This is a genomic window from Campylobacter concisus (assembly GCF_003049735.1).
In the GTDB taxonomy this organism is placed as follows: Bacteria; Campylobacterota; Campylobacteria; order Campylobacterales; family Campylobacteraceae; genus Campylobacter_A; species Campylobacter_A concisus_AN.
In genome coordinates, this window is record NZ_PIRM01000004.1 from 110,702 (window position 1) to 135,722 (window position 25,021).

28 protein-coding genes and 5 tRNA genes are annotated in these 25,021 nt (G+C 36.2%); 14 read left to right on the forward strand and 19 right to left on the reverse strand.

Annotated features, from left to right (window positions below; genetic code table 11):
- Positions 1-27: 27 nt before the first annotated feature.
- The 7 genes from CVS97_RS07505 to CVS97_RS07535 all read right to left on the reverse strand — a co-directional run bounded on the left by CVS97_RS07505 (position 28) and on the right by CVS97_RS07535 (position 5,174).
- On the reverse strand, positions 28-660 hold the full coding sequence (locus CVS97_RS07505) for a protein-L-isoaspartate(D-aspartate) O-methyltransferase (RefSeq protein ID WP_107785650.1): 633 nt from the start codon (positions 658-660) through the stop codon (positions 28-30).
- Positions 661-720: 60 nt separating this feature from the next.
- Positions 721-1,488: a carbon-nitrogen hydrolase family protein gene (locus CVS97_RS07510; protein WP_107785651.1), complete on the reverse strand. Its 768-nt coding sequence runs from the start codon at positions 1,486-1,488 to the stop codon at positions 721-723.
- Positions 1,489-1,977, reverse strand: a complete 489-nt coding sequence (locus CVS97_RS07515; protein WP_107785652.1) for a hypothetical protein — start codon at positions 1,975-1,977, stop codon at positions 1,489-1,491. It lies immediately after the preceding gene.
- Positions 1,967-2,989, reverse strand: a complete 1,023-nt coding sequence (locus tag CVS97_RS07520; protein ID WP_009494790.1) for a ribonucleotide-diphosphate reductase subunit beta — start codon at positions 2,987-2,989, stop codon at positions 1,967-1,969. The genes CVS97_RS07515 and CVS97_RS07520 overlap by 11 nt, the downstream gene beginning before the upstream one ends.
- A 71-nt stretch (positions 2,990-3,060) precedes the next feature.
- Positions 3,061-4,185: a PepSY-associated TM helix domain-containing protein gene (locus tag CVS97_RS07525; protein WP_107785653.1), complete on the reverse strand. Its 1,125-nt coding sequence runs from the start codon at positions 4,183-4,185 to the stop codon at positions 3,061-3,063.
- 75 nt (positions 4,186-4,260) lie between these two features.
- The gene (locus CVS97_RS07530; RefSeq protein ID WP_107785654.1) at positions 4,261-4,995 is read right to left on the reverse strand and encodes a spore coat protein; all 735 of its coding nucleotides are present in this window, start codon (positions 4,993-4,995) and stop codon (positions 4,261-4,263) included.
- A gap of 103 nt (positions 4,996-5,098) precedes the next feature.
- A tRNA-Ala gene (locus tag CVS97_RS07535) sits at positions 5,099-5,174 on the reverse strand.
- Between the two features lie 105 nt (positions 5,175-5,279).
- Here CVS97_RS07535 and CVS97_RS07540 point away from each other — a divergent pair.
- The 5 genes from CVS97_RS07540 (at position 5,280) to CVS97_RS07555 (ending at position 5,865) form a co-directional block, all read left to right on the forward strand.
- Positions 5,280-5,354 (forward strand) — tRNA-Gly (locus tag CVS97_RS07540).
- 8 nt (positions 5,355-5,362) lie between these two features.
- A tRNA-Leu gene (locus CVS97_RS07545) sits at positions 5,363-5,449 on the forward strand.
- A 6-nt stretch (positions 5,450-5,455) separates the two neighbouring features.
- Positions 5,456-5,529 (forward strand) — tRNA-Cys (locus tag CVS97_RS07550).
- Positions 5,530-5,561: 32 nt separating this feature from the next.
- Entirely contained in the window at positions 5,562-5,717 is a 156-nt protein-coding gene (locus CVS97_RS09335) for a hypothetical protein (protein ID WP_167496266.1), read from the forward strand.
- A gap of 58 nt (positions 5,718-5,775) precedes the next feature.
- Positions 5,776-5,865: transfer RNA gene (locus tag CVS97_RS07555), tRNA-Ser, on the forward strand.
- Between the two features lie 522 nt (positions 5,866-6,387).
- On the opposite strand, the gene frr is transcribed toward CVS97_RS07555, so the two are convergent.
- The 5 genes from frr to CVS97_RS07580 all read right to left on the reverse strand — a co-directional run bounded on the left by frr (position 6,388) and on the right by CVS97_RS07580 (position 9,367).
- Positions 6,388-6,945: a ribosome recycling factor gene (frr, locus tag CVS97_RS07560; RefSeq protein ID WP_072595202.1), complete on the reverse strand. Its 558-nt coding sequence runs from the start codon at positions 6,943-6,945 to the stop codon at positions 6,388-6,390.
- On the reverse strand, positions 6,935-7,894 hold the full coding sequence (locus tag CVS97_RS07565; protein ID WP_107785655.1) for a polysaccharide deacetylase family protein: 960 nt from the start codon (positions 7,892-7,894) through the stop codon (positions 6,935-6,937). The genes frr and CVS97_RS07565 overlap by 11 nt, the downstream gene beginning before the upstream one ends.
- A gap of 2 nt (positions 7,895-7,896) precedes the next feature.
- Positions 7,897-8,226: a preprotein translocase subunit SecG gene (gene secG, locus CVS97_RS07570; protein ID WP_021091090.1), complete on the reverse strand. Its 330-nt coding sequence runs from the start codon at positions 8,224-8,226 to the stop codon at positions 7,897-7,899.
- Between the two features lie 66 nt (positions 8,227-8,292).
- Positions 8,293-8,682: a thiamine-phosphate pyrophosphorylase gene (locus CVS97_RS07575; RefSeq protein ID WP_087577411.1), complete on the reverse strand. Its 390-nt coding sequence runs from the start codon at positions 8,680-8,682 to the stop codon at positions 8,293-8,295.
- On the reverse strand, positions 8,669-9,367 hold the full coding sequence (locus CVS97_RS07580; RefSeq protein ID WP_103641188.1) for a Bax inhibitor-1/YccA family protein: 699 nt from the start codon (positions 9,365-9,367) through the stop codon (positions 8,669-8,671). Before CVS97_RS07580 ends, CVS97_RS07575 begins: the two co-directional genes overlap by 14 nt.
- Before the next feature lie 170 nt (positions 9,368-9,537).
- Here CVS97_RS07580 and CVS97_RS07585 point away from each other — a divergent pair, with 170 nt between their 5' ends.
- From CVS97_RS07585 to CVS97_RS07600, 5 genes are read left to right on the forward strand one after another with little or no spacing between them, the layout of a single operon-like run.
- The gene (locus CVS97_RS07585; protein ID WP_107785656.1) at positions 9,538-10,182 is read left to right on the forward strand and encodes a carbonic anhydrase; all 645 of its coding nucleotides are present in this window, start codon (positions 9,538-9,540) and stop codon (positions 10,180-10,182) included.
- Positions 10,175-12,019: a mechanosensitive ion channel family protein gene (locus CVS97_RS07590; RefSeq protein ID WP_107785657.1), complete on the forward strand. Its 1,845-nt coding sequence runs from the start codon at positions 10,175-10,177 to the stop codon at positions 12,017-12,019. Before CVS97_RS07585 ends, CVS97_RS07590 begins: the two co-directional genes overlap by 8 nt.
- 10 nt (positions 12,020-12,029) lie before the next feature.
- The gene (locus CVS97_RS09340) at positions 12,030-12,188 is read left to right on the forward strand and encodes a hypothetical protein (RefSeq protein WP_180997316.1); all 159 of its coding nucleotides are present in this window, start codon (positions 12,030-12,032) and stop codon (positions 12,186-12,188) included.
- A 46-nt stretch (positions 12,189-12,234) separates the two neighbouring features.
- Complete coding sequence (locus tag CVS97_RS07595; protein WP_234401405.1) at positions 12,235-13,314, forward strand: GGDEF domain-containing protein; 1,080 nt, start codon at positions 12,235-12,237, stop codon at positions 13,312-13,314.
- Positions 13,307-14,359 carry a GGDEF domain-containing protein gene (locus CVS97_RS07600; RefSeq protein WP_107785658.1) on the forward strand — a complete coding sequence of 351 codons (1,053 nt, stop codon included), beginning with the start codon at positions 13,307-13,309 and terminating at the stop codon, positions 14,357-14,359. Before CVS97_RS07595 ends, CVS97_RS07600 begins: the two co-directional genes overlap by 8 nt.
- Positions 14,360-14,384: 25 nt before the next feature.
- On the opposite strand, the gene CVS97_RS07605 is transcribed toward CVS97_RS07600, so the two are convergent.
- The 3 genes from CVS97_RS07605 to CVS97_RS07615 are packed head-to-tail and all read right to left on the reverse strand — an operon-like array spanning position 14,385 to position 17,214.
- On the reverse strand, positions 14,385-15,668 hold the full coding sequence (locus tag CVS97_RS07605) for a TRAP transporter large permease (protein WP_072595211.1): 1,284 nt from the start codon (positions 15,666-15,668) through the stop codon (positions 14,385-14,387).
- Positions 15,669-15,679: 11 nt separating this feature from the next.
- Complete coding sequence (locus CVS97_RS07610; protein ID WP_084041037.1) at positions 15,680-16,222, reverse strand: TRAP transporter small permease; 543 nt, start codon at positions 16,220-16,222, stop codon at positions 15,680-15,682.
- The gene (locus CVS97_RS07615; protein ID WP_107785659.1) at positions 16,222-17,214 is read right to left on the reverse strand and encodes a DctP family TRAP transporter solute-binding subunit; all 993 of its coding nucleotides are present in this window, start codon (positions 17,212-17,214) and stop codon (positions 16,222-16,224) included. The genes CVS97_RS07610 and CVS97_RS07615 overlap by 1 nt, the downstream gene beginning before the upstream one ends.
- A gap of 439 nt (positions 17,215-17,653) precedes the next feature.
- On the opposite strand from CVS97_RS07615, the gene sodB reads away from it, so the two are divergent.
- Positions 17,654-18,271, forward strand: coding sequence for a superoxide dismutase [Fe] (sodB, locus tag CVS97_RS07620; RefSeq protein ID WP_107785660.1), 618 nt, complete (start codon positions 17,654-17,656; stop codon positions 18,269-18,271).
- Between the two features lie 495 nt (positions 18,272-18,766).
- Here the strand turns inward: sodB and CVS97_RS07625 are convergent, their stop codons facing one another.
- On the reverse strand, positions 18,767-19,933 hold the full coding sequence (locus tag CVS97_RS07625; RefSeq protein ID WP_107785661.1) for a MalY/PatB family protein: 1,167 nt from the start codon (positions 19,931-19,933) through the stop codon (positions 18,767-18,769).
- 99 nt (positions 19,934-20,032) lie between these two features.
- On the opposite strand from CVS97_RS07625, the gene CVS97_RS07630 reads away from it, so the two are divergent.
- From CVS97_RS07630 to tpx, 3 genes are all read left to right on the forward strand, one after another.
- A complete protein-coding gene (locus tag CVS97_RS07630) occupies positions 20,033-20,488 on the forward strand; it encodes a DIP1984 family protein (RefSeq protein WP_107785662.1) in 456 nt (151 codons plus the stop codon).
- Between the two features lie 216 nt (positions 20,489-20,704).
- Positions 20,705-21,847, forward strand: coding sequence for a trans-sulfuration enzyme family protein (locus CVS97_RS07635; protein WP_107785663.1), 1,143 nt, complete (start codon positions 20,705-20,707; stop codon positions 21,845-21,847).
- Between the two features lie 14 nt (positions 21,848-21,861).
- Entirely contained in the window at positions 21,862-22,386 is a 525-nt protein-coding gene (gene tpx, locus CVS97_RS07640; RefSeq protein ID WP_021091125.1) for a thiol peroxidase, read from the forward strand.
- 45 nt (positions 22,387-22,431) lie between these two features.
- On the opposite strand, the gene CVS97_RS07645 is transcribed toward tpx, so the two are convergent.
- From CVS97_RS07645 to CVS97_RS07655, 3 genes are all read right to left on the reverse strand, one after another.
- Complete coding sequence (locus tag CVS97_RS07645) at positions 22,432-22,983, reverse strand: ribonuclease HII (protein ID WP_107785664.1); 552 nt, start codon at positions 22,981-22,983, stop codon at positions 22,432-22,434.
- Positions 22,983-23,837 (reverse strand): S-adenosylmethionine tRNA ribosyltransferase, encoded by an 855-nt coding sequence (locus tag CVS97_RS07650; protein ID WP_107785665.1) that lies wholly within the window; start codon positions 23,835-23,837, stop codon positions 22,983-22,985. Before CVS97_RS07650 ends, CVS97_RS07645 begins: the two co-directional genes overlap by 1 nt.
- A gap of 78 nt (positions 23,838-23,915) precedes the next feature.
- The gene (locus tag CVS97_RS07655; RefSeq protein ID WP_107785666.1) at positions 23,916-25,010 is read right to left on the reverse strand and encodes an ATP-binding protein; all 1,095 of its coding nucleotides are present in this window, start codon (positions 25,008-25,010) and stop codon (positions 23,916-23,918) included.
- Positions 25,011-25,021: the final 11 nt, after the last annotated feature.

The window sequence follows — 25,021 nt, forward strand, 5'->3', positions numbered from 1 at the left end:
AAGGCTTAGGCTTTGCCTTATTTTGGGCTACTCTCTACCTTCAAGAAGTGGCACAAAAAGGCACTCATCCAAGTACTCTTTTTCTAAATTTCCATCTTTATCTTTTTTAAATTTAGCGATAAATTGCTTGCCATCTTTCTTCATCGGAGCTACTAAAATTCCACCATTTTTAAGCTGCTTAAATAAATTTGGCGAGATCTCATCAGCAGCTGCCGAGAGCAGGATACGATCAAATGGTGCGTAGCTTCGCCAGCCATTGTTGCCGTCATCATATCTTACATGCACGTTTTTTATTTTTAGTGCCTCGAAGCGTTTTTTTGCCTCCATGGCTAGCTTTTCTATTCGCTCGACACTAAAAATTCTATGTGCAAGTTTGCTTAAAATAGCTGCTTGATAGCCACTGCCGCAGCCTATCTCTAGGATGTTATCCATATTCTCGCACTCTAGCGCCATGGTCATCTTTGCCACAGTTAGCGGTGAGCTGATCCATTGATTGCCCAGTATGGGCTGCGCGTCAAGTTTATAAGCATGTGCAGTGATTGGTACAAAAATTTCACGCTCAGTGGTAGCTATCGCATCGAACAAAAGCGGACTTAGTATGATCTCGTCGGCTATATCGCTAGCTAAATTTTGGCATTTTATCGCTTCTAGTTGGGTCAAAATTTATATCCTAAATAAAAATTAAATCGTTATTATACGATTTAAAACTTATCTTAAAATTTATAAAATCCCTAAATTCGTCTTGATCTCTTTTATTAAATTTGCATCAAATATCGTCTCTTTAACAAGTGTACCATTTGGTAAAAATACCCCAGCAACTTCTAATGCAAGTGAGCTTGAGATCATGACGTAGCAGTTGTTTGCGATAGCTAGAGCCTTGCAAAGACTAAGATAAGCATCCTCTCTTGCCTTGCCCCACATGGCTGGTACCATGATGATGTCACACTCCTTTAGTTTTGCCCAAAGCCTACTATCACGTAGTTCAAAGCATATTAGCACCCCAAGCTTTAGTCCTCTAAAATCAAAGGCATTTATATCGCTCACCTCGCCAGCGGCAAAGATCTCATACTCCAAATTTGGCCTAAAAAGTTCGGCTTTAAATTGTGAGTGAAAGACATTATTTGAGTTAAGAAGCAAAAATTCGTTATAAATTTTTGGCTGGTGTGGATTTAGATTTGAAATTTGAGCGAGCCCTGCGCTTTTGTTTAGGCTAGTAAGGTGCGTAAAACCAAGAAATTTATCTGGGCTAAGCGCCTCTTGCAAGCGCTCAAGCAGCATTGCATCAAAGCTACCTATCATGCCACCAAGCATCGCTTTGTTCGCCCCTGCAAAAAAGCCGTCAAAGTCATAGCCGCTGATGCAAAGCTCGCTTGCAAGAATGAGTGAGTTTTCAGGCGCAGCCTCAACTAAATTTGCAAGCTCTTCTAGGCGATCTGTTGCATTTTTTGCCTTTAAAGTTAGGCTTATTAGGTTTAAATTTTCGCTCATTTATTTTCCAAATACAAATGTCATAGGTTTTTCGTCGTGGCAGTCTTTTGGAATTTTGCAGTTTATATCCGTACCACCGATGTTTGGTGTAGCTTTTAAAATGACGCTTATAGCTGTGATTTTATCATCTCTCTGGGAGAGTGGATCATTAAAAACCCAGACCTCAAAGCCAAGACCTATATCCTCATCATGTGAAACTACTCTTACCTCTTTTAGGTCTTTTGCTTCAAAGCCACACTGTTTGTTTATGCCAAGCATCACGTCATTTCCTAGCACAGATCCTAGCGGTGCGAAACTTGGTGCAATTTCGCCGTTTGGCATCTCTTGATAGATTTCCGCTTGGCTTGTCTCTTTTATCTTGACAAGCTTGTAGGCGTAGAAATTTTCGAGATTATTTTTATTTGCTTGATCAATTATTCTTTGATTGCTGCTCGCACACCCCACAAAAAGCACGCAGACAAGGGCTAAAATTCCATTTTTAAAAGTCATCAAAGCTGATGCTTCCCTTGCTGTAGTTTGTCACCTTTGCTTCAAAGAAATTTGACTTTTGGTCGTTAAATTTCGCAAAGTCATCGACCCATTTGATTGGGTGAGCGACATTGTATTTGCGTTTTAGACCGATTGCAACTAGACGTTGGTCGATGAGATAGTGGATGTATTGCTCGATGATATCATCAGTAAAGCCCATTATTTGGTTTTGGGTGATGTATTTGCCCCATTTGATCTCTAAATTTCCAGCTTTTTCAAACATATCATAAATTTTTGCCTCAGTCTCAGGCGTAAAGAGGTCAGGTCTCTCTTTGCGGACCGAATTTATCATGTTTTGAAACAAAAGCAAGTGCGTGATCTCGTCGCGTTGGATGAAGCGTATCATTTGAGCTGAGCCTAGCATCTTGCCAGCACGAGCTAGAGCGTAGATCGCTGTAAAGCCACTGTAAAAGTAGATACCCTCTAAAATTTGGTTGGCAACCATCGCAAGAAGCAGCTTCTCGTCAGTCACTTCACCCGCAAGCTCTTCATAGACACTTGAGATGTAGTCATTTTTCTCGCGTAAGACATCGTCGTGCTTCTCCATCTCATAAATGAGGTCGGTGTTGTCACAGATCGCCTCGACCATGACGGCGTAAGACTTGCTGTGGTTTGCCTCTTCGTAGGCTTGGCGGCTTAGCACGGCGTTGATCTCTGGTGCGGTGATGTAAGGGTTGATGTTGTCAGCTAGGTTATTTGTCTGAAAGCTATCCATTGAGATGAGCTGGCTCCAAACTAGGTCATACATGCGTTTTTCAGCCTCTGTGAGGTTGTAGGCGTAGTCGCGCACGTCGTCTGTGGTGTCGACCTCTTTTGGAAACCAGGTATTTGCCTCCATGAGGTCCCAAAGCTTTAACGCCCACTCGTATTTTGCCTTGGTGAAATTTAAAATGCCGTGCGGGTTGCCGTTAAAGACTCTTCTGTCGGTCAAATTTTCATTTGAACTTGGGTTGTAGATGCGTTTTCTATTCATAAATTTCTCTCTTGTTTGTAGTAAAAATTTCTCAAAATCTTACCCAAAGCAAGGTAAAAATTTACTTTTATTTAGACGGCTTTGCTCCTTTTTATGGTCATCAAAAAGCCAGTTATGATTAGTAAAACTGCGATCACACATGATACGGCAAACACTACCTGACCAATTTCGCCAAACATCTCACCGGTGTGCAGACTAAGCACTTTGCGGCCAGCTTTTTTAGCCTCTGGAATGCTTTCAGCCTTGCTAATAAGCTTATTCTCTTTGATCTTACCAGCGCTCGCGTCAAGCTTTAGTTTGCCCACTTGGCTCTCGCTAGTTTCGTAGTTTATAGTGTAGGTAGTTTGGTTATTTTCAGGTACGTTTATCGTGAGCGATTTTAGCTCTAGCGTGACATTTTCTTTAAAAATTTGCTTCGCAGTCTCGATCTCTTTAAATTTCTCGTCGCTTATTGGGAGTAAATTTGATTGTGGTAGACTTTTTTTCATTGGAGCTGTTTTTAGGTCAAAAAATATACTATTTACACCGCTTCTAACCCATCCATAAGACCAGTAAAGTCCAGTTAGTGACATCACCACAAGTAAGATCGCCACGTAGGTGCCAAGGCTGGTGTGAAGGTTATAGAAGCAGGCGTAGCCCTTTGCTTTTGGTTTAATTTTTAGCGAATTTAAGAAATTTCGTTTGATCGCTGGTGCGTAGAGGATGAGGCCACTGATAGCAAGCAGAGCCATGATGATAGAGCTAATGGCAACTATTTGTTTGCCGATATTGGCTGGTACTTTGCTATCAAGCAAGGCAAGTCCTAAATTTCTATGAAGACTTAAGATAATGATACGAAATTTCTCACCCCAATCCTCGCTAATAACTTCGCCACTTCTTGGATCTATGAAGAAATTTAATTGCTTTTTATCCTTTGTAATGCTTATACGATAAGCTTCATTTGCTCCACCTATTTGTAAGCTTTCAAGCGTATCAAATTGAATCTCACTTTTTGCTTTAGCTAGGAGTTCATTTAAACTTAAATTTACTTTTTCGCTAGGAACTAAGTTTATAAAATTTTTATTTATCGCACTTTTGATCTCTTCTCTATAAGACGCAAATGGTGCTGAAAGAGTCATGAATATTAGCGGAATAGCCGCAATTAGTCCAATTATTAGGTGGATGTTGAAGATGATTTTTCCTCTTTTTAAAAACATTTTTTTCCTTTGAATTTTAATAGCGAATATTATTTTATTTTTTGTTAAGAGGAGATAAATTTGGTAAGAAATTTGCTATTTATTTTGAGCGATCGGTAAGAGATACTCAAAGGTTCTGATGACTGCGTTTAGATCCTTTTTATTTAGAGATTTAAATGGTTTTAGTAAGTGATAAAGTGGTTTAAATTTTATAATTAGCTGTAGTGAGCGCGCGTAAATTTCACCCCCTCCGGTTGCCAAATATTCGCTAATGACTTCGCTTGCAAACTCGTCTGAAATTTTAAAACGAAATAACTCATCTATAAAAACAAGCAGATCGCGACACTTTTGAAGCTCTAGGTCATGGCTAAAAAATTTTGACTCAAAGTCTAAAAATTTTATCTCGTCATTTTTTATGGCGATATCCCTAAGGGCTGGGCGTCCGTGCGCAAAATTTAGTGCATGAAGCCCAGCTAGTGCGCGGGCTGCTTTTAGTAGAATTTCATGTTTAAATTTTTCATTGTTGCTATACTTAAAAAGCTGAGAAATCGGTTCACCGACATCTTCTATCACGAAAAACTCATCGCTTTTTAGAATGAGTTTTGGGGCAGGAGCTTTGGCTTCGTTTAAAATTTCAAGTTTCTTTATTTCGTTGGCAAATGATTTATAAGGATTTGGCTTGAAAATTTTAGTTAAAAAGCCACCTTCAATGTTTTTTTCAATACGTTTTAACCAAAATTTTTGTCCATCAAATTTAAAGCTAAAGACACGATCATTACCGTCACTATGACTTTTTAAAATTTCATTGACATATTGTTTTAAATTTTGCATATTTGTAATTTAGCGAAAGAAATCTGAATTTTTACATAATATATAGCATAAATTTTAGTAAAAAATGATGAGAATATATTAAGTAAAAGAGGCAGTAAGGCACTGGTGGAGTTAAGCGGGATCGAACCGCCGACCTCTTGAATGCCATTCAAGCGCTCTCCCAGCTGAGCTATAACCCCAAATAGATTTTGGCATTTTATCTTTTTATGGCTTACAATATTTTGAAATTTGTTTTAGCAAAATAAAATTTTAAGCAATTTTTGGATAATATTGCAAACTTTAACGCGGGAATAGCTCAGGGGTAGAGCACAACCTTGCCAAGGTTGGGGTCGCGAGTTCGAATCTCGTTTCCCGCTCCATTAACTTAGCCCGAGTGGCGGAATGGTAGACGCAAGGGACTTAAAATCCCTCGGTAGTTTTTACCGTACCGGTTCAAGTCCGGTCTCGGGCACCACGATATGGCGACATGGCCAAGTGGTAAGGCATGAGCCTGCAAAGCTTTGATCCCCGGTTCGAATCCGGGTGTCGCCTCCAAACTTCAAAAATAACTACTCAAAGGAATAACAGTGAGAAATTTATTTTTAGCAGCTTGTATAGCATTTTTTGTAGCTGGTTGTTCAAATACTTGGCATGGTGTAAAAGAAGATACTCATAATGCTAAAGAATGGACCAAAGAAAAGATAAATGATGGAGCTACATATATTAAAGAAAAAACAGAGTAAAATTTAGAGATTATAGTAAATTTTAAGCAAAGTTGGTTATAATCACAAATCTTTAATTCGGGAGATGGCTGAGCGGTCGAAAGCGGCGGTCTTGAAAACCGTTGAGGTGTGAAAGCCTCCTGGGGTTCGAATCCCTATCTCCCGGCCACCTATCTAATTCCTTGTTTATTTTATAAAGCATTACCTAGATTTATCGTTCATAATGCCTATAAGAAATTTCTATAAATATTCAGTCCAAAATTTACTAAAACTAAAAATATCAGTAAATTTCTTATTTAAAGTAAGACATTGTAAGATAAGGGAAAGTTTAAGAGTTTTTATATTTGATTTTTGGCTATCTTAAATTCTCAAAATAATATTTGTAGTAGTCCATCCAAAATATATAATAGGTAGTAATCCTGTGTATAAATATACATAAAATTAATAATATTGAATAAAGAATTTAAGACGAATCCAAAATAAAAATTTAAACTAAAGCAATCCATGAAAATAGTTTAAAGTTAAAGTGGCGGCTATGTTTTATGTAGTCTAGGTTCTATTTATATTTAATAGATAAAAGTACAACAGACAAAAAATAAACTACTTGCTGATAAATATTTTTTGAAATATTATTTTGAGAGAATATCTAGCCACATAAAAGTAGCTAGATAAGGAAAAATTTCTAAAAATTTTAGATTTTTAAAAGCTCGGCTTCTTTTTCTTTTACAAGAGTATCGATTTTTGCAGTGTAGGTGTCAGTTATCTTTTGAACCTCATCTTGCCCCTTTTTGCTCTCGTCCTCAGTTATAGCTTTGTCTTTTTCAAGCTTTTTGACTTCATCGTTTGCGTCTTTTCTTACGTTTCTTATACTAACTTTGGCTTTTTCTCCCATTGATTTTGCATGTTTTGCATTTTCTTGGCGTTGCTCAACGGTCATAGGTGGGAAAAATAGCTTAACACTCTCGCCGTCACTATTTGGATTGACACCGATATTTGCTGCTTGGATAGCCGATGATATGGCTTTTATCATACTTTTTTCCCAAGGCGTGATAGCGATAGTTGAAGCGTCGCTTGTAAGCACAGTGGCTACTTGGTTAAGTGGAGTTGGCGAACCATAATAATCAACCATTACATGATCTACAATATTAATGTTTACCTTACCTGTTCTAAGCGTTGTAAAGTCGCGTTTTAGTGAAGCTATTGCTTTCTCGCAGCCTTCTTTTTGTGTTTCGTAAATTTTATTTAGCATTGATGTCCTTTATTAGAAGTTTTGTACTTCGTTGATGATCTACTTTTAGTGATATTAAAACTTTGCGTTTATCGAGAGGTGGGTTAAATTTACACTCAAAAACACCATTTGTCATAGGTACCTTTTTAAAGCCATTAAAGCCAGTCATGAAAAAATTACCTTCACTAGCATTTGTATCAGTTTTTATAATAAGTCTGTCTATTGCATTATTTTGTGGATAGCTATCCGGAAATATCCACTCGGCATTTAGAAATTTGCTATTAAAAGTTAGTGCTATTTTTGTACCATTCATTACTGGTGTTCTATAGAGATCGTAAACATCACTCTTGTCTGAAACCGCACCTGAGTTTTGATTTAAAAGTGCTAAAAAGCCAAATTCTTTTGCCAAAGAGACAACTCTGTTATCGATCTCACCGTATGGCACTGCGAAATATTTTGGCTTATAGCCCATATGTTTTTCAAAGGTCTCTACACCCTTTTGAAAATCCTCTCTTAATGCCTCATCGCTAAGTTTTGTCATCCTTGGGTGCGCGTATGAGTGGTAGCCGATCTCGCCGTAGGCCTCAAGTTCTTTAATCTGATCAAAATCCAAATAATCGCCATATTTATTTGCACTGGCTTCCACATAAAGCATTAGCGCAAATGGATATTTATACTCTTTAAATACACTAAGGGCCTTGTCATAGAAACTTTTATAACCATCATCTACAGTGATGACGATCCAGTTATCAGGTATTTTTTCGCCAGCATTTACAGCATCGACTAGCTTTGAGAGTTTAACGACTTCATAGCCATTATTTTTGAAATATTCAAACTGCTCTCTTAAATTTTTAATAGAAATATCAGTGCTTGTATGTCTTGGATCATCAAAGCGATGATAGACTAAAATATGAGCGTCTGCTAAAGCAAATGTTAGCGTCAAGAATGACGCTAAAAGTGTTTTTATCATTGTTATTTTGCTGGAGTTTGTGGTGCACTAGGAGCTGATGGTACGTCGTTTGACTTTGGTATGACTAGAGATTTACTATCGACGCTATCAACGATAGAGCGTTTTAGATCTTTATTGTAGAAGTATCCAAGTGCAAGTGTATTTAAGATAAATAAAATACCTACGATAAAAGTAAATTTAGCTAAAAATCCAGCTGGTCCTTTTGCTCCAAAAAGACTCTCGTTACTTCCGCTATATGCCCCAAGTCCGATAGATGAGCTTTTTTGAAGTAAAACAGCGATAGTTATAATGACAGCTAGAGCAAACTGTAAGATCAAAAATATTAAACTCACGAAATTTCCTTTAAATTTTTAAAAATAATTAGTTGCGATTATACAAGAAAAGATTTAAATTTTTAGTTAAAGTTCTTTTTCAAGCTCATAAAGCTCATATCTTATGCCTTTAAAAAGCTCGGCTTGTTCTAAATTTATGAGTTTAAAGCACTCTTCAAGCACGCGAGCACTCTCCTGGGCGCGCTTGAAATTTGCAGTTATTATCTCGTCTAAATTTTCTCTAGCTTGCTCGCTTTTTGTGCTAGTTTTTAAAACGTCGTTTTGAGAATTTCTAAATTTTAAAAATTCTTTTTGCGGGATCTTTGCCTTGTGGCGGAGGGATTTTATCTTATAGGCGAGCTTGGCGTCATCAAAGACATATCTTTTCATATCTTCAACAACGCGAAGCCCTTCTTTTAGCCTATTTAGATTCGCATCTATTACTCGGTAGATGCGCTCATCTTTAGTCGTTTCTATTAAAAATTCCTAAAATTTGTAGTAATGATGTAAATAGATTTACAAAATCAAGATACAAAGCAACTGCGCCTTCAACTGGTGTTTCATAGTTTCCACGGATAATATTTTGCGTATCAAAAAGTATATATGCGCTAAATAAGATCGATGAAATACTTGCGATTACAAGTTGAAACATTGTGCTTTTAACGAAAATATTGATAATAGCTGCTGCAACGATAACAATTAAGGTTATGAACAACATTTTACCCATTGTTGTAAAGTCGCGTTTTGTATTCATTGCAAAGATACTTAACGCACCGAAAGCAACTGTTGTTAGTCCAAATGCTTGAGCTACGATACCAGCTCCACTTGGCATAGCCAAGATCGCTGAAAGTAGCGGAGTTAGCGTAAGACCACTTATGAAAGTAAACGCAAATAGAAGTATTAAATTTAATCCCTCTTTACGTTTAGCTGCCATTAAGCCAAAAAGTAGTGCAAACTCGACTATTACAAGCCCCCAAAACAAAAATCTATTTGCCGCAAAAACGCCAGCGATGCTAATACCTACATAAGCGCCAGCTGTTGCTGAAAGTAGCGATGCTGCAAAAAGTTGATAAGTTTGTTTTATAAAAGTGCTTAGTGAGCTTTGAGAGTACGCAAGTTCTTCTTGATTTTGTTTTGCGTAGTTCCTATCATACAGACTCATTTTATCTCCTTATGAATTTTTGAATGAGTTTAGCCTAAAATAATTAAACAATGAATAAAAAGAATTTTAACAAATTATATTAGTTAAAAATTTATATATTAAAGTATTTTTTAGATTAAATAAAAGTTGCTATAATCGCGTAAAAATATAAAAAATGGAGATAAATTTCTATGGATGACTCGCTACTTGAAGGTGCGGTAAAATTTATGGAAGATGGCTTTTTAGAGCATGAAGAGCTCTTTAAAAGTCTACAAAATAGACAAGACCCACATACCCTTTTTATATCCTGTGTTGATTCAAGAGTGGTACCGAATTTGATAACAAACTGCCTTCCAGGCGAGCTTTTTATGGTGCGAAATATCGCAAACATCGTGCCACCTTATAGAGTGAGCGAAGAGTTTTTGGCAACGACTTCGGCTATCGAATATGCATTAGAGCTTTTAAATATCAAAAATATCATTATTTGCGGACACTCTGATTGTGGTGGATGTGCAGCGCTTTATGTGGATGAAAAAAAGCTCAAAACCACGCCAAATGTTAGAAATTGGATAAAGCTAATAGAGCCGATCAAACGAGAAGTGCTTAAATTTACAAGCGACGATCCAGCGAAGATGGCGTGGCTAACTGAGAGATTAAATGTGATAAATTCGATCGAAAATATAATGACTTATCCAAATGTAAAAGAGGAGTATGAAAGAGGAAATCTTCAAATTTATGGCTGGCACTACATTATAGAAACTGGTGAAATTTTTAGCTACGATTTAAAAGAGGGCACGTTCAAACTTTTAGCGGATAAAAGGGGTGAAAATGCGTAAAATTTTAACTATCGTCTTGCTCTCATTTATAATGCTTTTTGGTGCTGAAAATAATAAAACTCAAGAAGAAAATATACTAAGCCTAACAAATCAAATTTTGACTTTAAACAATCAAATCCAAATCATAAAAGCACAGCAAAAAGATACGAACTCAACAAAAGCTGATAATTCAAATTTAGCTGGACTTCAAAAGAAAAAAAATGACCTTTTGGAAAAAATTCCACTATATGTTATGCAGATTGAAGTAACTCAAAACGATATTGATAAATTTATTTTGCAAAAAAATAATTTAGAAAAAAAAGTAGCTAGATTAGAGAAGCAATCAAACAAAGATGCTTACGTTCAAAGTGCTATTGAGCTTGAGAAAATGAAGATAGATTATGCATATTTCTCAGCTTTGATTAATCTTGAAGAGATATTTAAAAAAGGTGCTAAAGCAAACTCTATAAAAGAGGTGATAGATAACGGACTTTTAAATTTACAAACAAATTCTTACGTCAGTATAAAAGAGCTAAAAGATTCACTAAATGAGACTTCAAGCTCTTACGATAACGCATTTGCTGAGCTTGATCTAAAAAAAGAGACTGATGAGGAAATTTTAATCTATCTTAAAAATAATGCTGATCTTCTAAGCTCAAGCATGATCTTATCAGAGCTAAATTTAGTCGATACGGTCGAATATATAAATAAGCTAACTTCTATAAATTCGGCAAAATTTAACGTCGGCAAGATCGTAGTTATAATCGTAGTATTTTTATTTTTTGTTTCACTTACAAGAATTCTCGCCAAACTCACATACTGGCTTATGTCACTTATTGCATCGGGCGAAGGTGTAAAGGAAGCAAAGGATCAGATAGTAGATATCGTTAAAAAGCCTATCTCTGCACTTCTTATCATTTATGCGCTAAATATTTGTATCGGTGTTGGCTTTTATCCAGTGCCAGTGCCACTAACTCTAGCAAATATCTTCTCGATCGTCTACATAGTCGCGTTTTCATGGCTTGTCTTAACCATCCTAAATGGTTATGGCATAGTAATAATCGATAAAATCGCTCAAAAAAGCAGACGAAAAGAGGTTGTAAATTTAGTTTTAAAAGTGGTCTATGTAATTGTATTAATAATCGCACTTTTACTAATTCTTCAAAAGCTTGGCTTTGATATATCAGCGCTCATAGCTTCACTTGGTATCGGTGGTCTTGCTGTTGCATTTGCTGCAAAAGACATCATCGCAAACTTCTTTGCTTCTGTCATGATGCTCTTTGATAACTCATTTTCGCAAGGGGATTGGATAGTTTGTGGTGATATAGAGGGTACTGTTGTTGAGGTTGGCTTTAGAAAGACGACTATCAGAAGTTTTGATAATGCTTTAATCTTTGTGCCAAACTCAAAACTGGCAAGTGATCCTGTTAGAAACTGGAGCAGAAGAAAAGTCGGTAGACGTATCAGAATGCTAATTGGCATTGAGTATGGAGCGACAACTGATGAGATTAAAAAATGTGTAGATGATATAAAAACTATGTTGATAAATCATCCAGATATTGCCAAAAGTGAGGATATAACAGCAAAGAAAAAAGGGCTAAAATATAGACAAAGTATAGTTTCAGTTGATGATTATGCTGGATATAAATCAAATTTATTTGTCGTGGTTGATGACTTTGCAGATAGCTCAATAAATATCTTAGTTTATTGTTTTGCAAAGACTATCGTTTGGGGAGAATTTTTAGATGTCAAGCAAGATGTAATGCTAAAGATTATGGATATTTTAAAGCAAAATGGTCTAAATTTCGCATTCCCAAGCCAAAGCTTGTATATTGAAAGTGTCAAAGATAAAATTTAAGGAGAAAACAATGAGTGATGAATTTGATTATGAAGAAGTAGAAGAAGACTACTCTGAATTTAATGACGATGAAGACGATAGTAGCGATAGTTATGACTATAATTACGATGAAAATGACTACAACTACGAAGATAGTGACGAGGACGAAGATAGTTACGACTCTTATTAGAATGACTTAATGAAATTTAATGGAATAAATTTACAGGGAGTTTTGTTTGACACACGATTTTGTAGACCAAAGTAGTTATAAAGCGATCGATGATATCTATAAAACGATATTAGACGTTATGATAGCTGCAAATGCACTATCTTTGTTGCTTTTTATGATCATAGCTACACCACTACTTTTTATGTGCTTGTTTTTTATAGCAGCTGGAATATTGCTTAGAATAAAATTTGACATAAAATATAGAGTATTAATATCCCTTGCATTTCACCTAAATATCATATTGCTTGTTACTATTATTGTTACTACAATGGGTTGGAATACTGGAATTTGGATAATACTTGTTGGTGTAATTTTTATAAACTACTTTCTAGCGTTTGATTCAAAGAGTCTTACTTATATAATGGCATTTTTAGAATTAATCTTGCTTATACTTCTTTATTTTATTCATAAAGATGAGACGCCGCTGATCCCATCAGCTATACGAGGGACGATAGTCGTGTGCAGTATTGTTTTTGCTTTTTTTATTGTTTTAAGACTTTCAATGTTTGCAGATATCATCACTTCTAGTGGATATCAGCAAATAAGAAAAGAGACGGAAGAGCTTGAAAAGGACTCAAAGCATGATTTTTTAACGCAGCTTTTAAATAGAAGAACAATAGAAAAAACTTTAAGATTTGAACTAATTGCCAACAAGGAAAGAAGTGGTAATACAAATTTAGTCATAATGCTAGGCGATATTGATAATTTTAAAAAAATAAACGATACATATGGGCATGACTGTGGCGATGAGGTCTTAAAAGATGTAGCCAGTGCTTTGAAGAAATCATTTAGAGGTAAAGACTATGTTTGCCGCTGGGGCGGAGAAGAATTTTTGATAATCTTGCCCGATACAAAGATAGAATTTATCCACGAAGTGAGCAAAAGACTTAAAAAACAGATAAACAACGCAAAACTTCCAGATAAAACTCCAGTTACTATGACCTTTGGAATGCTAATATGTGCAAATGGTGTTGAGGTGGATTTTGAGCAAGCCATAACTTTGGTAGATAAGCTGCTTTACGAAGGCAAGCAAAATGGCAAAGACCGCATTGAATTAGAAATTTTAAAAAAGGGCTCGGATGCGTAGAATTTCACTCTATACGGCTCAAAAAATTATCATATTTTCAATATTATTAACTCACGTCTGTTATTTTTTTATTTTTTTATTTATGAAAGAAGAAATTCTAGCAGTTACGAATGTATTTTCAGTAGCAACCTATCTTTTTCTTTTAAGGCTTATTTACGATAGCCCTGAAAATAACAAGATAACAATGCTTATAGTCCAGCTTGAAATTTTATTTCATGCATTAGTTTGTATGCTGACGCTTGGATGGGGATACGGATTTGGGTTATTGTTTTTAGCATCGTCGCTAATACTATTTTTTACGTCATTTACCTATAAATTTTTTAACTACATAATAGTTGCAACGCAAATAATTTTATCCATAGTCTGCTATATATATTTAGATGGCCAGCCTGTAAAAGATTTTGACGGCTTTAAAGATCTACTTTTTGTTTTTAACTTAAGTATAGTTTGTGTATTTTCAGTTATCGTTTCGTACCTTTTGGAGAGCTCAAATTTATTTATATTTTTAAGCATCTTAGAGGAAAAAGAGATGGCTGAAAATATCTTAAATCACGATCCATTAACAGGACTTTTAAATCGCACTTCAATGCAGAAAATTTTAAGTCAAAATGATCTTTATAAAAATAGGGACTTTGCTATCGTTATGTGCGATATTGATAACTTTAAAAAGATAAATGATACCTATGGACACGGCGCAGGAGATGCTGTTTTAAAAAGCTTATCAGGCATATTTAAAAACACATTTAGAGATAAAGATAGAGTAGCTAGATTTGGTGGAGAAGAATTTTTAGCAGTCGTCTTGGGCGTAAAAAAAGATGCAGCTGTAAGTATCGTAGAGCGTGTGAGAGAGACTTTGAGTAAAAATATAGTTGAGTTTGAAAACATAAAGATCAACGCAACTATGACTTTTGGAGTAGTTGCTCATGATGGTACGGGAGAATTTAACTTAGAAAAGATGATAAAACAAGCTGATAATCTACTTTATGCTGGTAAGCGAAGCGGTAAAAATATCGTTATGAGTGCGGATTACGACCCAAAAGCATAAATTTAGAGGCAAGAGCCTCTAAATTTTAATGTCCATACATTAGGTTTGGTAGCCAGAGAGAAATTTGTGGTATATAAGTAACCAAGATAAGGCCAAAGAATAAAGTAAGTGTCCACGGCAAGCATGCCATGATGACCTCTTTTAGATTCATATTTGTAAGACCGCTTGCAACAAATAAATTTAGTCCAACAGGTGGAGTCACCATACCTATCTCCATATTTACAACTAAGATAATGCCAAAATGTATCGGATCTATGCCAAGTTGCGTTGAAATCGGAAGCAATAGTGGCACCATGATCATGATGACGCTTGAAGGCTCCATGAACTGACCCATGATAAAGAGTAAGATATTTACAAATATCAAAAATCCTATCATGCCGATATTTGCGTCAAGTATCATAGAAGCGATCGCTTGAGGGATCTGTTCGCTAGTTAGCAAATATGCAAAAACAACGGCATTTGCGATGATGAAAAATATCATAGCTGTTGTAAGGGCTGAGTCTAAGCAGATATCCCAAAGATCTTTTATTTTTATATCTCTATAGATAAAAAGCGAGATAAATAGCGCATAGACTGCACTTGCCGCAGCAGCTTCAGTTGGAGTGAAAATTCCTCCATAAATTCCGCCGATGACCACAACGACGATTAAAAGCGCCCAAAACGCTTTTGCAAATTTTTGCACTCTTACTTTAAATGGTTCAGCTTTAGTTGCTTTAAAGCCAAGCTTTTTTGCTCCGACATAAGTTTGAACAAGCATAAAAGCTCCAAGCATAAGACCTGGCACAACGCCTGCCATAAAGAGCTTACCGATACTTACCTCAGCGGTTACGCCATAAACTATCATAACAACCGAAGGTGGGATCAAAATTCCAAGCGAGCCAGCTGTAGTTATGCCGCCCACTGCGTACTCTTTTGGATAGCCAGCCTCTTTTATCGCTGCAAACATAATTGAGCCAATAGCCACAACCGTCGCAGGCGAGCTTCCAGATACCGCTGCAAAGATGATGCAGGCAAATATCGCACTCATAGGCAAGCCACCTGGCAAGTGCCCGACCATAGACTTTGCAAAGTCGATGATACGTCTTGCTGAGCCGCCTTTACTTAGTAAATTTCCAGCCAAGATAAACATCGGTATCGCCATTAGCGAAAATTTATTGATACCATCAAATATAAGCTGTGGGATCGTAGCGATGTCTATATCTGTAAAAAATATCATCGTTAAAACGGTGCTAGTTCCCAGTGAAACCGCGACTGGCACGCCTATTAGCATCAGCGCAAAAAGTAGGATAAATAAAAATGCTATTGTCATCTTTTTTCTCCTTAATCTTTGACTACGCTACCATGAGCTAGCTCATGTGCTTCGTTGCTTACGACATTTTCTGCAGGCGTTAGAGCTACTTTTATGGCTTTTTCAGTCGAGCGGTAGCTAGCTGTAACGAAGGCTATTGGAAGCACTACCATAGGTACCCATTGTGGTATGCCAAGGTCTATTATCATCTGCTCTATCTCGTGAAGAATTTGTAGATAATCAATCGAATAGACTGCGATAAACAACAAAAATACAGTAGTTAGTACATGAGAGAAGATTAAACACGCTTTTGCAAGGGCTGGTGGAAATTTTTCCACCAAGATAGTCACGCTGACGTGAATGCCCTTATTAAAGCCGTATGCCGCGGCAAAAAACGCCGACCAGATAAAAAGATAGTTTGATAGCTCGCTTGCCCAAGACCAGCTTTTATCGAAAAAATATCTAGCCATAACATTTGCAAAGGCTAGTAATGTTCCACTTGCGAGCCCAACTACTGCGATAGTTTTATTTAGTGAGGCTATCGCTATATCAAGGACATTGAAAAAACTCTTCATTATTTTGTCCCAAGAGTCTTTTCTATAAGGTCTTTACCGATAACATCATAAAATTTAGGATAGATTGACTGCATAACCTTTTGCCATTCGGCCTTTTGTGCGTCATCGATCTTATAAATTTCTAGTTTTTTACTAGCAGCGATGTATTTTTCAAGCTCAGCTATGACGTGAGCGTCCTCTTTTGCTGTCTCTTCTCTCTCGAAAGCTGTTGCTTCGCTTAGAGCTTGTTTTACATTTGCTTTCAGATCATCTGGTAGCTTACTCCAAAATTTATCACTCATAACGACTAAATAGCCCAAATATCCGTGACTTGAAAGTGTAAGCGAGCTTTGAACTTCGTGAAATTTTGAGTTATAGAAATTTGAAAGTGGGTTTTCTGTCGCATCAACTACGCCTTGTTGAAGTGCAGAGTAAACTTCTGAAAATGGTAGAACTTGTGGATTGCCACCAACTACTTTAATTTGTTCTTCAAGTACCTTTGAGCTTTGGATTCTAAATTTTTGTCCTTTTGCATCTTCTGGCACAAGAACTGGCTTTTTGCTTGAGCTAAAATGCTTAAATCCAGCATCCCAATAATCAAGCGCCACAAAGCCTTTTTTTATAACAAGGGCTTTTAGCTCCTCACCGACTTCGCCATCTTGGACCTTATGAAGATGCTCTGCATCTTTAAAGATGAAAGGCAGGTCAAATAGCTGAAACTGCGGCACAATAGGCGTAAATTTTGAAAAACTTGGAGCTGCCATTTGAACATTGCCAAGCTTTAACGCACCAAAAACTCTATCATCGTCAAGTAGCTGAGCTGATGGGAAGACTTGAACTTTTAGTTTACCGCCACTTAGCTCCTCGGCACGTTTAGCGAAAAAGTCAGCCGCCTTGCCTTTTGGTGTAGAAGCTGCAACAACGTGAGCAAATTTGATCGTATAGACCTTGTCTGCACCAAATGCTAAGCCACTGATGGCACAAGTAAAAAGTAAAGCTTGTAAGAATTTCATCTTTTATCCTTTGTAATGGTTTTGTTAAACGCATTATAAATTTCAAAAATAAAAATTTAGAAATTTTGTTTCGTAAATTCACACCTATTTATTTTTATATGTGTATTTTAGTAACAAATGTGGTCTTAAAGGCTAATTTATATTTTTGAAAAATTTTTATAGTTTTTCAATAACTAAACTTTTAAAGTATACTTGTTACTTTTTTACACATAAAATTTATTTTATTTTTACATTTAATAAATTTTTGAATCCATTTAAACAAATGCATGGGATATTTTGCTCTAAATTTTTTTCTATAAGTTTAAAAGCCCGCCAAAAATGTAAGTTTAGTCTTGCTTAAATTTAGCCTATATTTTGTGGCTAAATTTAAAAGATTTTTGTTTATTAATTTTTTATGGCTATAATATGAAACAACAAATTTTATTATTAAGGAATTATTATGTTTGAACTTAGAAAACTTCCATTTGATGCAAATAGCAATGCAGTAGTTAGTGCAAGAACCTGTGAATACCACTACGGCAAGCATCATGCAACTTACGTAGCAAATTTAAACAATCTTATAAAAGATACAAAATTTGCTAACGCATCTTTTTATGAAATTCTAACAAATAGCGAAGGTGGGCTTTATAACAACGTTGCTCAAGTTTACAACCACGACTTTTACTGGGACTGCATCGCTAAAAAAAGTGAGATGTCAAGCGAGCTAAAAGCTGCGATCGAAGTAAATTTTGCAAATTTTAAAGAGGAATTTCTAAAAGCAGCCACAACACTTTTTGGCTCAGGCTGGGCGTGGCTTGTATTTGATCCAAGCAGTAAAAAGCTAGAGATTATACAAACTAGCAATGCAAAAACTCCAGTGAGTGACGGCAAAGTGCCGCTTCTAGTCGTTGATGTGTGGGAGCACGCTTACTACATCGACAACTTCAACGCTCGCCCAAAATACCTAGAGACATTTTATGAGAACATAAACTGGGAATTTGTAAGCAAAGCTTACGAGTGGGCACTAAAAGAGGGCCTTGGCTCAGTTGAGTTTTACACAAAAGAACTTCACAAATAATATCTGGCGGGGTTTCCCGCCTTTAAATTTCTACTTTTATCTAAATTTTTAAAGTCATCAAATTTATCAGCAAAAACTACCTTGTTTTAAAAGAAAGTGCAACTTCAAAAATAGCTCAAAATTTTGTTTTAGCAAACAATTTCTCTTAAATTTAAAGCCAGTGTGAGCTATCTCAATTTCAAATTTCTACTTTGTTGAAAATTTTAAAGTCACTGCTAAATTTTATAAGCCATGGGTATAGAATTTATCACTTCAAAAAGGTACAAATTGCTCGCTTTAATCTACTATATCGTGATTGAGAGAGGTTATATACTTAAATTTAAGCAAGCAAATAAAAACTAGTGTAGGCCATTTTGTCTTTAAATTTATTAGCAAAACTTGATTTGATATTTAAAAATGTTGGGGCAATATTTACTGCTTCAAAAATGCCCCGAGCTGTATTAATTAGGCAAGGGTAGCTTAAATTTCAAAGCCACTCAGCCAAATTTACTCAATTTATCTTTTTGAAGTATATAAATTTATACCATTTTGTAAGCGTTTTAGCCCTTCAAGCACTCTGGCTCTTTGGGTTGCGATATTCATACGGAGGAAAAATCTATCTCCTCTGTAAGCATTACCGTCATTTAGCCATAGTCCAGCTTTATCACGCAAGAAATTCATAAAGTCGCTTGAATCCTCGCAAAACGCGCTGCAATCAAGCCACAAAAGATAAGTCGCATTTGAAGGCAGAAGTTTTACTGGTAAATTTTGCTCTTTTATGAAATTTATAACGATTTTTTTGTTTTCAAAGAGATAATTTCTAAGCTCATCAAGCCATGTTTGACTATCGTTAAATGCCGCTATTGTCGCAGTTATTGCAAATGCGTTTGCCTCACCTATCTCATCATAATTTACAGCCGCATTTATTCTGGCGCGTATCTGCTCGTTTGGTGTGACGATAGCTGAGCTTTGAAGGCCAGCTATATTAAAGGCTTTTGTTGGTGAGATGCATGTGATTGAGTTATTTTTGCACTCTTCGCTAACGCTGATAAATGGCACGTAGCTTAGCCCAGGATCAGTTATGTCGCAGTGGATCTCATCGCTGATAACCAAAACATCATGCTTATAGCAAAGCTCGCCTATCTTTTTAAGCGTCTCTTTGTCCCAAATTTTTCCTATTGGATTGTGAGGATTACAAAGAAGCATCATAGTTGTTAGTGGTTGAGCTAGCTTTGCTTCAAGGTCTTCAAAGTCGATCTCGTAAGAGCCATCTTTATAGACAAGGTCGTTTGATAAAATTTCACGGCCGTTGTTTTTTATGCAGTTAAAAAATACATGATAGACGGGAGCTTGAACTAAAATTTGATCTCCTGGATTGCTAAATCTTCTAATAGCTGTCGAAATAGCTGGTATAACACCAGTACAAAAGCACATCCACTCGTTTTCAAAGCTAACATCATGACGCCTTTTCCACCAGCCTTTAATCGCTTCGTTCCACTCTTTTGGGATAAATGAGTAGCCAAAGACGCCATTATCAAGACGCTTTTGTAGGGCATTTAAAATTTCAGGCGCAGCCTTAAAATCCATATCAGCAACCCACATTGGCAAAACATCATTTTTCATTCGCCATTTTGATGAGTTGGTGTCATCTCTGCTAATAAGCGTATCAAAATCGTACTTCATAGCTTTTCCTTAAAATAAAATTTTAAATCAATTATAACCCAAAAGATACTAATATAATTTGAAATTTTCTCTCAATTTAATATTTCAAAAGGAAAAATGATGAAATTAGCTCAGGCTCTCATTTTAAGAGCTGATACACAAAAACGTTTAGAGCAGCTAAAAGGTAGGTTGCTCGATAATGCAAAAATGCAAGAAAATGAAAGACCTAGCGAAGATCCAAAGCTTCTTTTAAAAGAGCTTGATAGGCTAAGCGATGAGCTATTTAGGCTGGTCTTGGCTATAAATTTAACAAACTCAAGTGCAAAATTTGAAGGTGCGAGTCTAACTGAAATGATCGCTAAAAAAGATACGCTAAGCCAAAAAGCAAGCGTGCTTAGGGAATTTGCCAAAAGCGCAAGCCAAAAGGTCGATCTTTACTCAAATAGCGAGATAAAAATTTTAAGTAGTGTTGATGTAGCCACGCTCCAAAAGCAAATAGACGAGCTATCAAAAGAGATCAGAGAGCTAGATATGAAGCTACAAGAGGCAAACTGGCAAGTTGATCTTGTAGAGTAAAATTTATGGTGAAAATGTAGCTAAAGGCGAGTAAAAAGAAAAATTTATTAGGCTTGCGGGGAGAGAGCAAAAGCTTAAATTTATCCCAGCAATTTAAAAAATGCATTCTTAAAAATAAATGTTACTACCACTTACTGATTTAGCTACATTTTGGGTGGGTTTGGGGAAGATTAATCTTTATTATGTAAGATTTCACAAATTTTTAAAAGGAAATTTATGAAACTTGATACCTTGATCGTAAAAGGCATTGAAGCTAAAAATAATCCAAATAAAGCTGTCATTCCGCCTGTTTTTTTAGCAAGTACATTTGTGCAAGATGATCTTGAAAATTTTCAAGAATTTGCATATTCGCGTGGTAGCAACCCAACCAAAAAAGCATTTGATGAAATTTTTGCAAAAGTTGAAGGCAGCAAATACGCTTTTAGCTTTGGTTCAGGCATGGCAGCAACAGCAGCTGCACTTAGTCTTATAAAAACTGGGCAAAAGGTCCTGCTAAATAGCAACGTCTATGGCGGCACTTATAGGTATGTTACAACCGTTTTTGAAAGCCATGGCATAAAGAGCGAATTTATAGACGATCTAAATTTTTTAAGTGAAGATGATATAAGTGACGACGTGGCGGCGATATTCATCGAAACTCCGTCAAATCCTCTCTTAAGAGTGACAGACATCGCTAGAATTTCAAAGATCGCTCACAAAAAGGGCGCTCTAGTCATCGTGGATAACACATTTTTAACGCCTTATTATCAAAGAGTACTTGATCATGGAGCTGATATCGTGGTTTATAGCGCTACAAAGTATATCGGTGGACACGCTGATGTGATCGCTGGTATCGTCACGCTAAACGATGATGCTTTGGCTGAGAAGATAAAATTTGCTAAAAACACTCTTGGTGGCATCATAAGCCCGATGGATGCCTACTACCTAATACGTGGGCTTAAAACGCTTAGCGTTAGGTTTGATAGACAAACGCAAAATACACATAAAATAATCAAATTTTTACAAAATAATGACGCTGTTAGCGTGGTACATTTTGCTGGTTCATATAGCGAGCAAGAGGCTAAGATGCAAGCAGCTCAAGCAAGTGGCATCGGCGCTCTTATCTCTTTTGAGCTCGATGAAAAATATGATGTAAATAAATTTGTAAAATCGCTAGAAATTTTTGATCTAGCAGTGAGCCTTGGCGGCGTAGAAAGCCTCATTTGCAGGCCTGCGACGATGACACATGAGGCATATCCAAAAGAGGCGCTAGATAAGATCGGCATAAAGCAAAACTTGCTTCGCCTAGCAATCGGTATCGAAAACGCTGATGATCTAATAGCAGATCTTGATCAAGCATTTAAAAAAACAAAAAAATAATAAAGGAGATAGATATGGCAACTACAAAATTTAAAGGTAGTGAGGTAAATTTAAGTGGAAACGAGGTCTTTGTAGGCTCTTATGCGCCTGAAGCAAAAGTCGTAGCGCAAGATCTTAGCGAGTTTAGTGTAGGCGGAAATAATGGCGTAGAAGTACTTGTTTGCTTGCCATCACTTGATACTGGAGTTTGTGCAGCAGAGGCTCGTAAATTTAACGAAAAAGTAGCCGGTAAACATGGCGTAAAACTAAGCATCATCTCAAATGATTTACCATTTGCGATGGGGAGATTTTGCACGACTGAAGGCATAGAAAATTTACGTGTAGGAAGTGACTTTAGATACGGAGAATTTGCTAAAAACTATGGCGTTTTAATGAGCGATGGCCCACTAAAAGGACTACTTGCAAGAGCGGTATTTGTCATCAATGATGGCGTAATAATTCACAAACAAATCGTTCCTGAAGTGACAGAAGAGCCAAACTACGATGCTGTATTTGATGCTATTAAAAGTAGCGGTAGTTGCGGTTGTGGCTGCCATTAAAAAGGATGTTATCTAAGCATCTATTTGATGCTTAGATAATTAATCTTAGTCAAATAGAGATTTTTCAAAAGATTTTACTACAAAGCTTTTTCTATGAAGGCTTGAATAGCCAAACTTAGCAATGGCTTCTAGATGCGCCTTTGTGCCGTATCCTTTGTGCCTAGCAAAGCCATATTTTGAGTAAATTTTATCCCAGCTTTTCATCAAACTATCACGACTAACCTTTGCTAATATGCTAGCAGCGCTTACCCCAGCGACTTTGCTGTCAGCTTTTATCATCGTTGTGATACCAACGCCATAGTCTAAATTACCATCATAAATGATCTCAAAACCCTCAAAATGCGCCTTAAAAATTTTGAGCGCTCGTCTTAAGCACTCGCTTAGCCCAAGTTCGTCTATTTGCGCATTTGAGAAGTAGATGATGAGAAAATTTGAGCTTTTTATAATCTCTTTAAAAAGCTCCTCACGCCTTTTTGCAGTTAGTTTTTTGGAGTCGTTTAGGCCTGAAATTTCTTTATTTAGCACGCAGGCCGCTACGCTTAAAGGCCCAGCTAAAGCCCCACGTCCAGCCTCATCTATGCCACAAATTTTTGCCATTAAAGTCCGATTTCATCGTTAAAGTAAGGTTTTAGCTCATCAAGTGGCACGCTAATTTGCTCCTCATTTAAAAAAGTAAGCCCAAGTGGCGAAATTACAAAATTTTCACTAACGCCTGCTGTTGCAAGGATTGCTTTTAGATGAGGATCGTTCATATCTTTAAAAATCTGCTTTAACTTTAGCTTTTTGTTGGTTTTAAGTAAGACGACATCGCAGCTAGTTTTATTATTTTTATAGGTGCAGATGCTTTTTATTTTGTCATTTATATAGTAGATGTTATCTAGGCTTTCAAATTGGTTATTTGGCCATTTTTTACGTTCGCTTTTTAGGTCATAAAGTGTCGAGAGTAATTTATTTTTATTTTTTTTAGCCGATTCTTTGGCAAATATATCGTTAATTATAGCTTCGTATCTCGTGCCATTTGCTTCGATCATTTGGATGCCAATATTTAGCATTTCATACTCTTTTTCTTTTTTGATAGTCGCATTATAGGCTTTGTTTTTAACGATTATTTTGCCCTTTAGCTCACCATTTTCATTTTTAACGTCTAAATTTATCTTATCAGATACAGCATTTAGCAATGAAATTTCACTGCTATTTTGCTCAAGATTACCTTTTTCATAGTCGTATTTTGTACCATCAAAAAAGATATGTCCGCTTATCTTGGCCGGCACTTTAAAGCTCTTACTTTGCTTAAAATTTTCAAATTCATCTTTAAAATAGTTCATATAAACTTCAAATTTTATACCATTTGCCTCGCCAATAAATTTATAAAATTTCGCCCAGTTTTCGTGATTTATCTCATAGCCAAATAGGCTTACTATAAGTATAAAAATCCCAATAAATGCTCTCATTTCTGTCCTTCATAGTTTTTTTGATTATAGCTTCTTTACTTTAAGCTTTTAAAACAATAATCAAATAAAGGTTTAAATTTATAAACCTAGACTCCACCTAGAAAATGGCAAAATTTCGCATTTTATGCCCTCAAAGCTAAGCTCAGCTTGGTTTGCAACGCTAATTATTTGAAGCTTACTAACGCCCAGCTCTTTTAAGCTTGCGTGGAGTTTTTTAAATTTCAAGAAGATGATCTCTGGTGCAGAAAACGGCACACAGATGATCGCGATCTTCCTTTTACTAAGGAAGAAATCAATCTCTTTTGTGTAGTAAATTTCATCTTTAAATTTAAGCAACTCGCAAAAAACGACATTTGCAAAGACGGCCAAAAAGTCCTTTTTTAGATACAAAGCATTACGAAGTGCAAAATTTGTAAAGTAGAGCTTTTTGCTCGTGCTGCTCTCATCTAAATTTGGTACTAATTCTATAAAGCCATTTTCATTAAGGCTGGTTACCGCGTTATAGACACTATCTTTTGAGATTTTCATCTGCTCTTTTAAGTTTTTGTAGATACCAAAAGTGCTAAGCACATCGTGGCATTTTGGAGTACATTCTTTTAAAATCGCAATGCTTTGCTCGCTTAAATTTGCTTTTAAGAGCTGCTGCAAGTGTGCCGTGACCTCGCTGGAGTCTAAAAAGGCACTTGCTATCTCGTTGCCGTGAGCCAAAAAGTAGCTAAATAGTAGGTCTTGGTCCAAATTCTTCTTAAAAAATAGTATAAATTCCTCGTAGTCGAGATAGTTTAAATTTATGCGAGCAAAGCCGTCAATCGTGAGTGAAAATTCCTTGCTTGTAAGGATGATATTTTCAAGTGTTGCGCCCTTTAAAAAGTCTAAATTTGCAAGGTCAGTGGCTTGCAAATTTTCAACTGCAAGAACCTTTATCTGGGTATTTTTTTCTAAAAATTCTTTTAAATTTGCTAAAAGTAAGGCTCTGTCTATCCTTAGATCATCTAAATTTACATAAAGCCTCTCCTCGCTTTTATAATGGCTCAAAAACTCATAAACAAGGGCTGTTTTGCCGCTTGAAATGGCGCCTATTATAAGCGTCTTTGGCGAGATGATTTCGTATTTTCTGGGGATAAATTTACTTGATTTAAGCGGCTGATTGTAATAAAGCTCTAATTGGTTCATTTTCTCCCCTT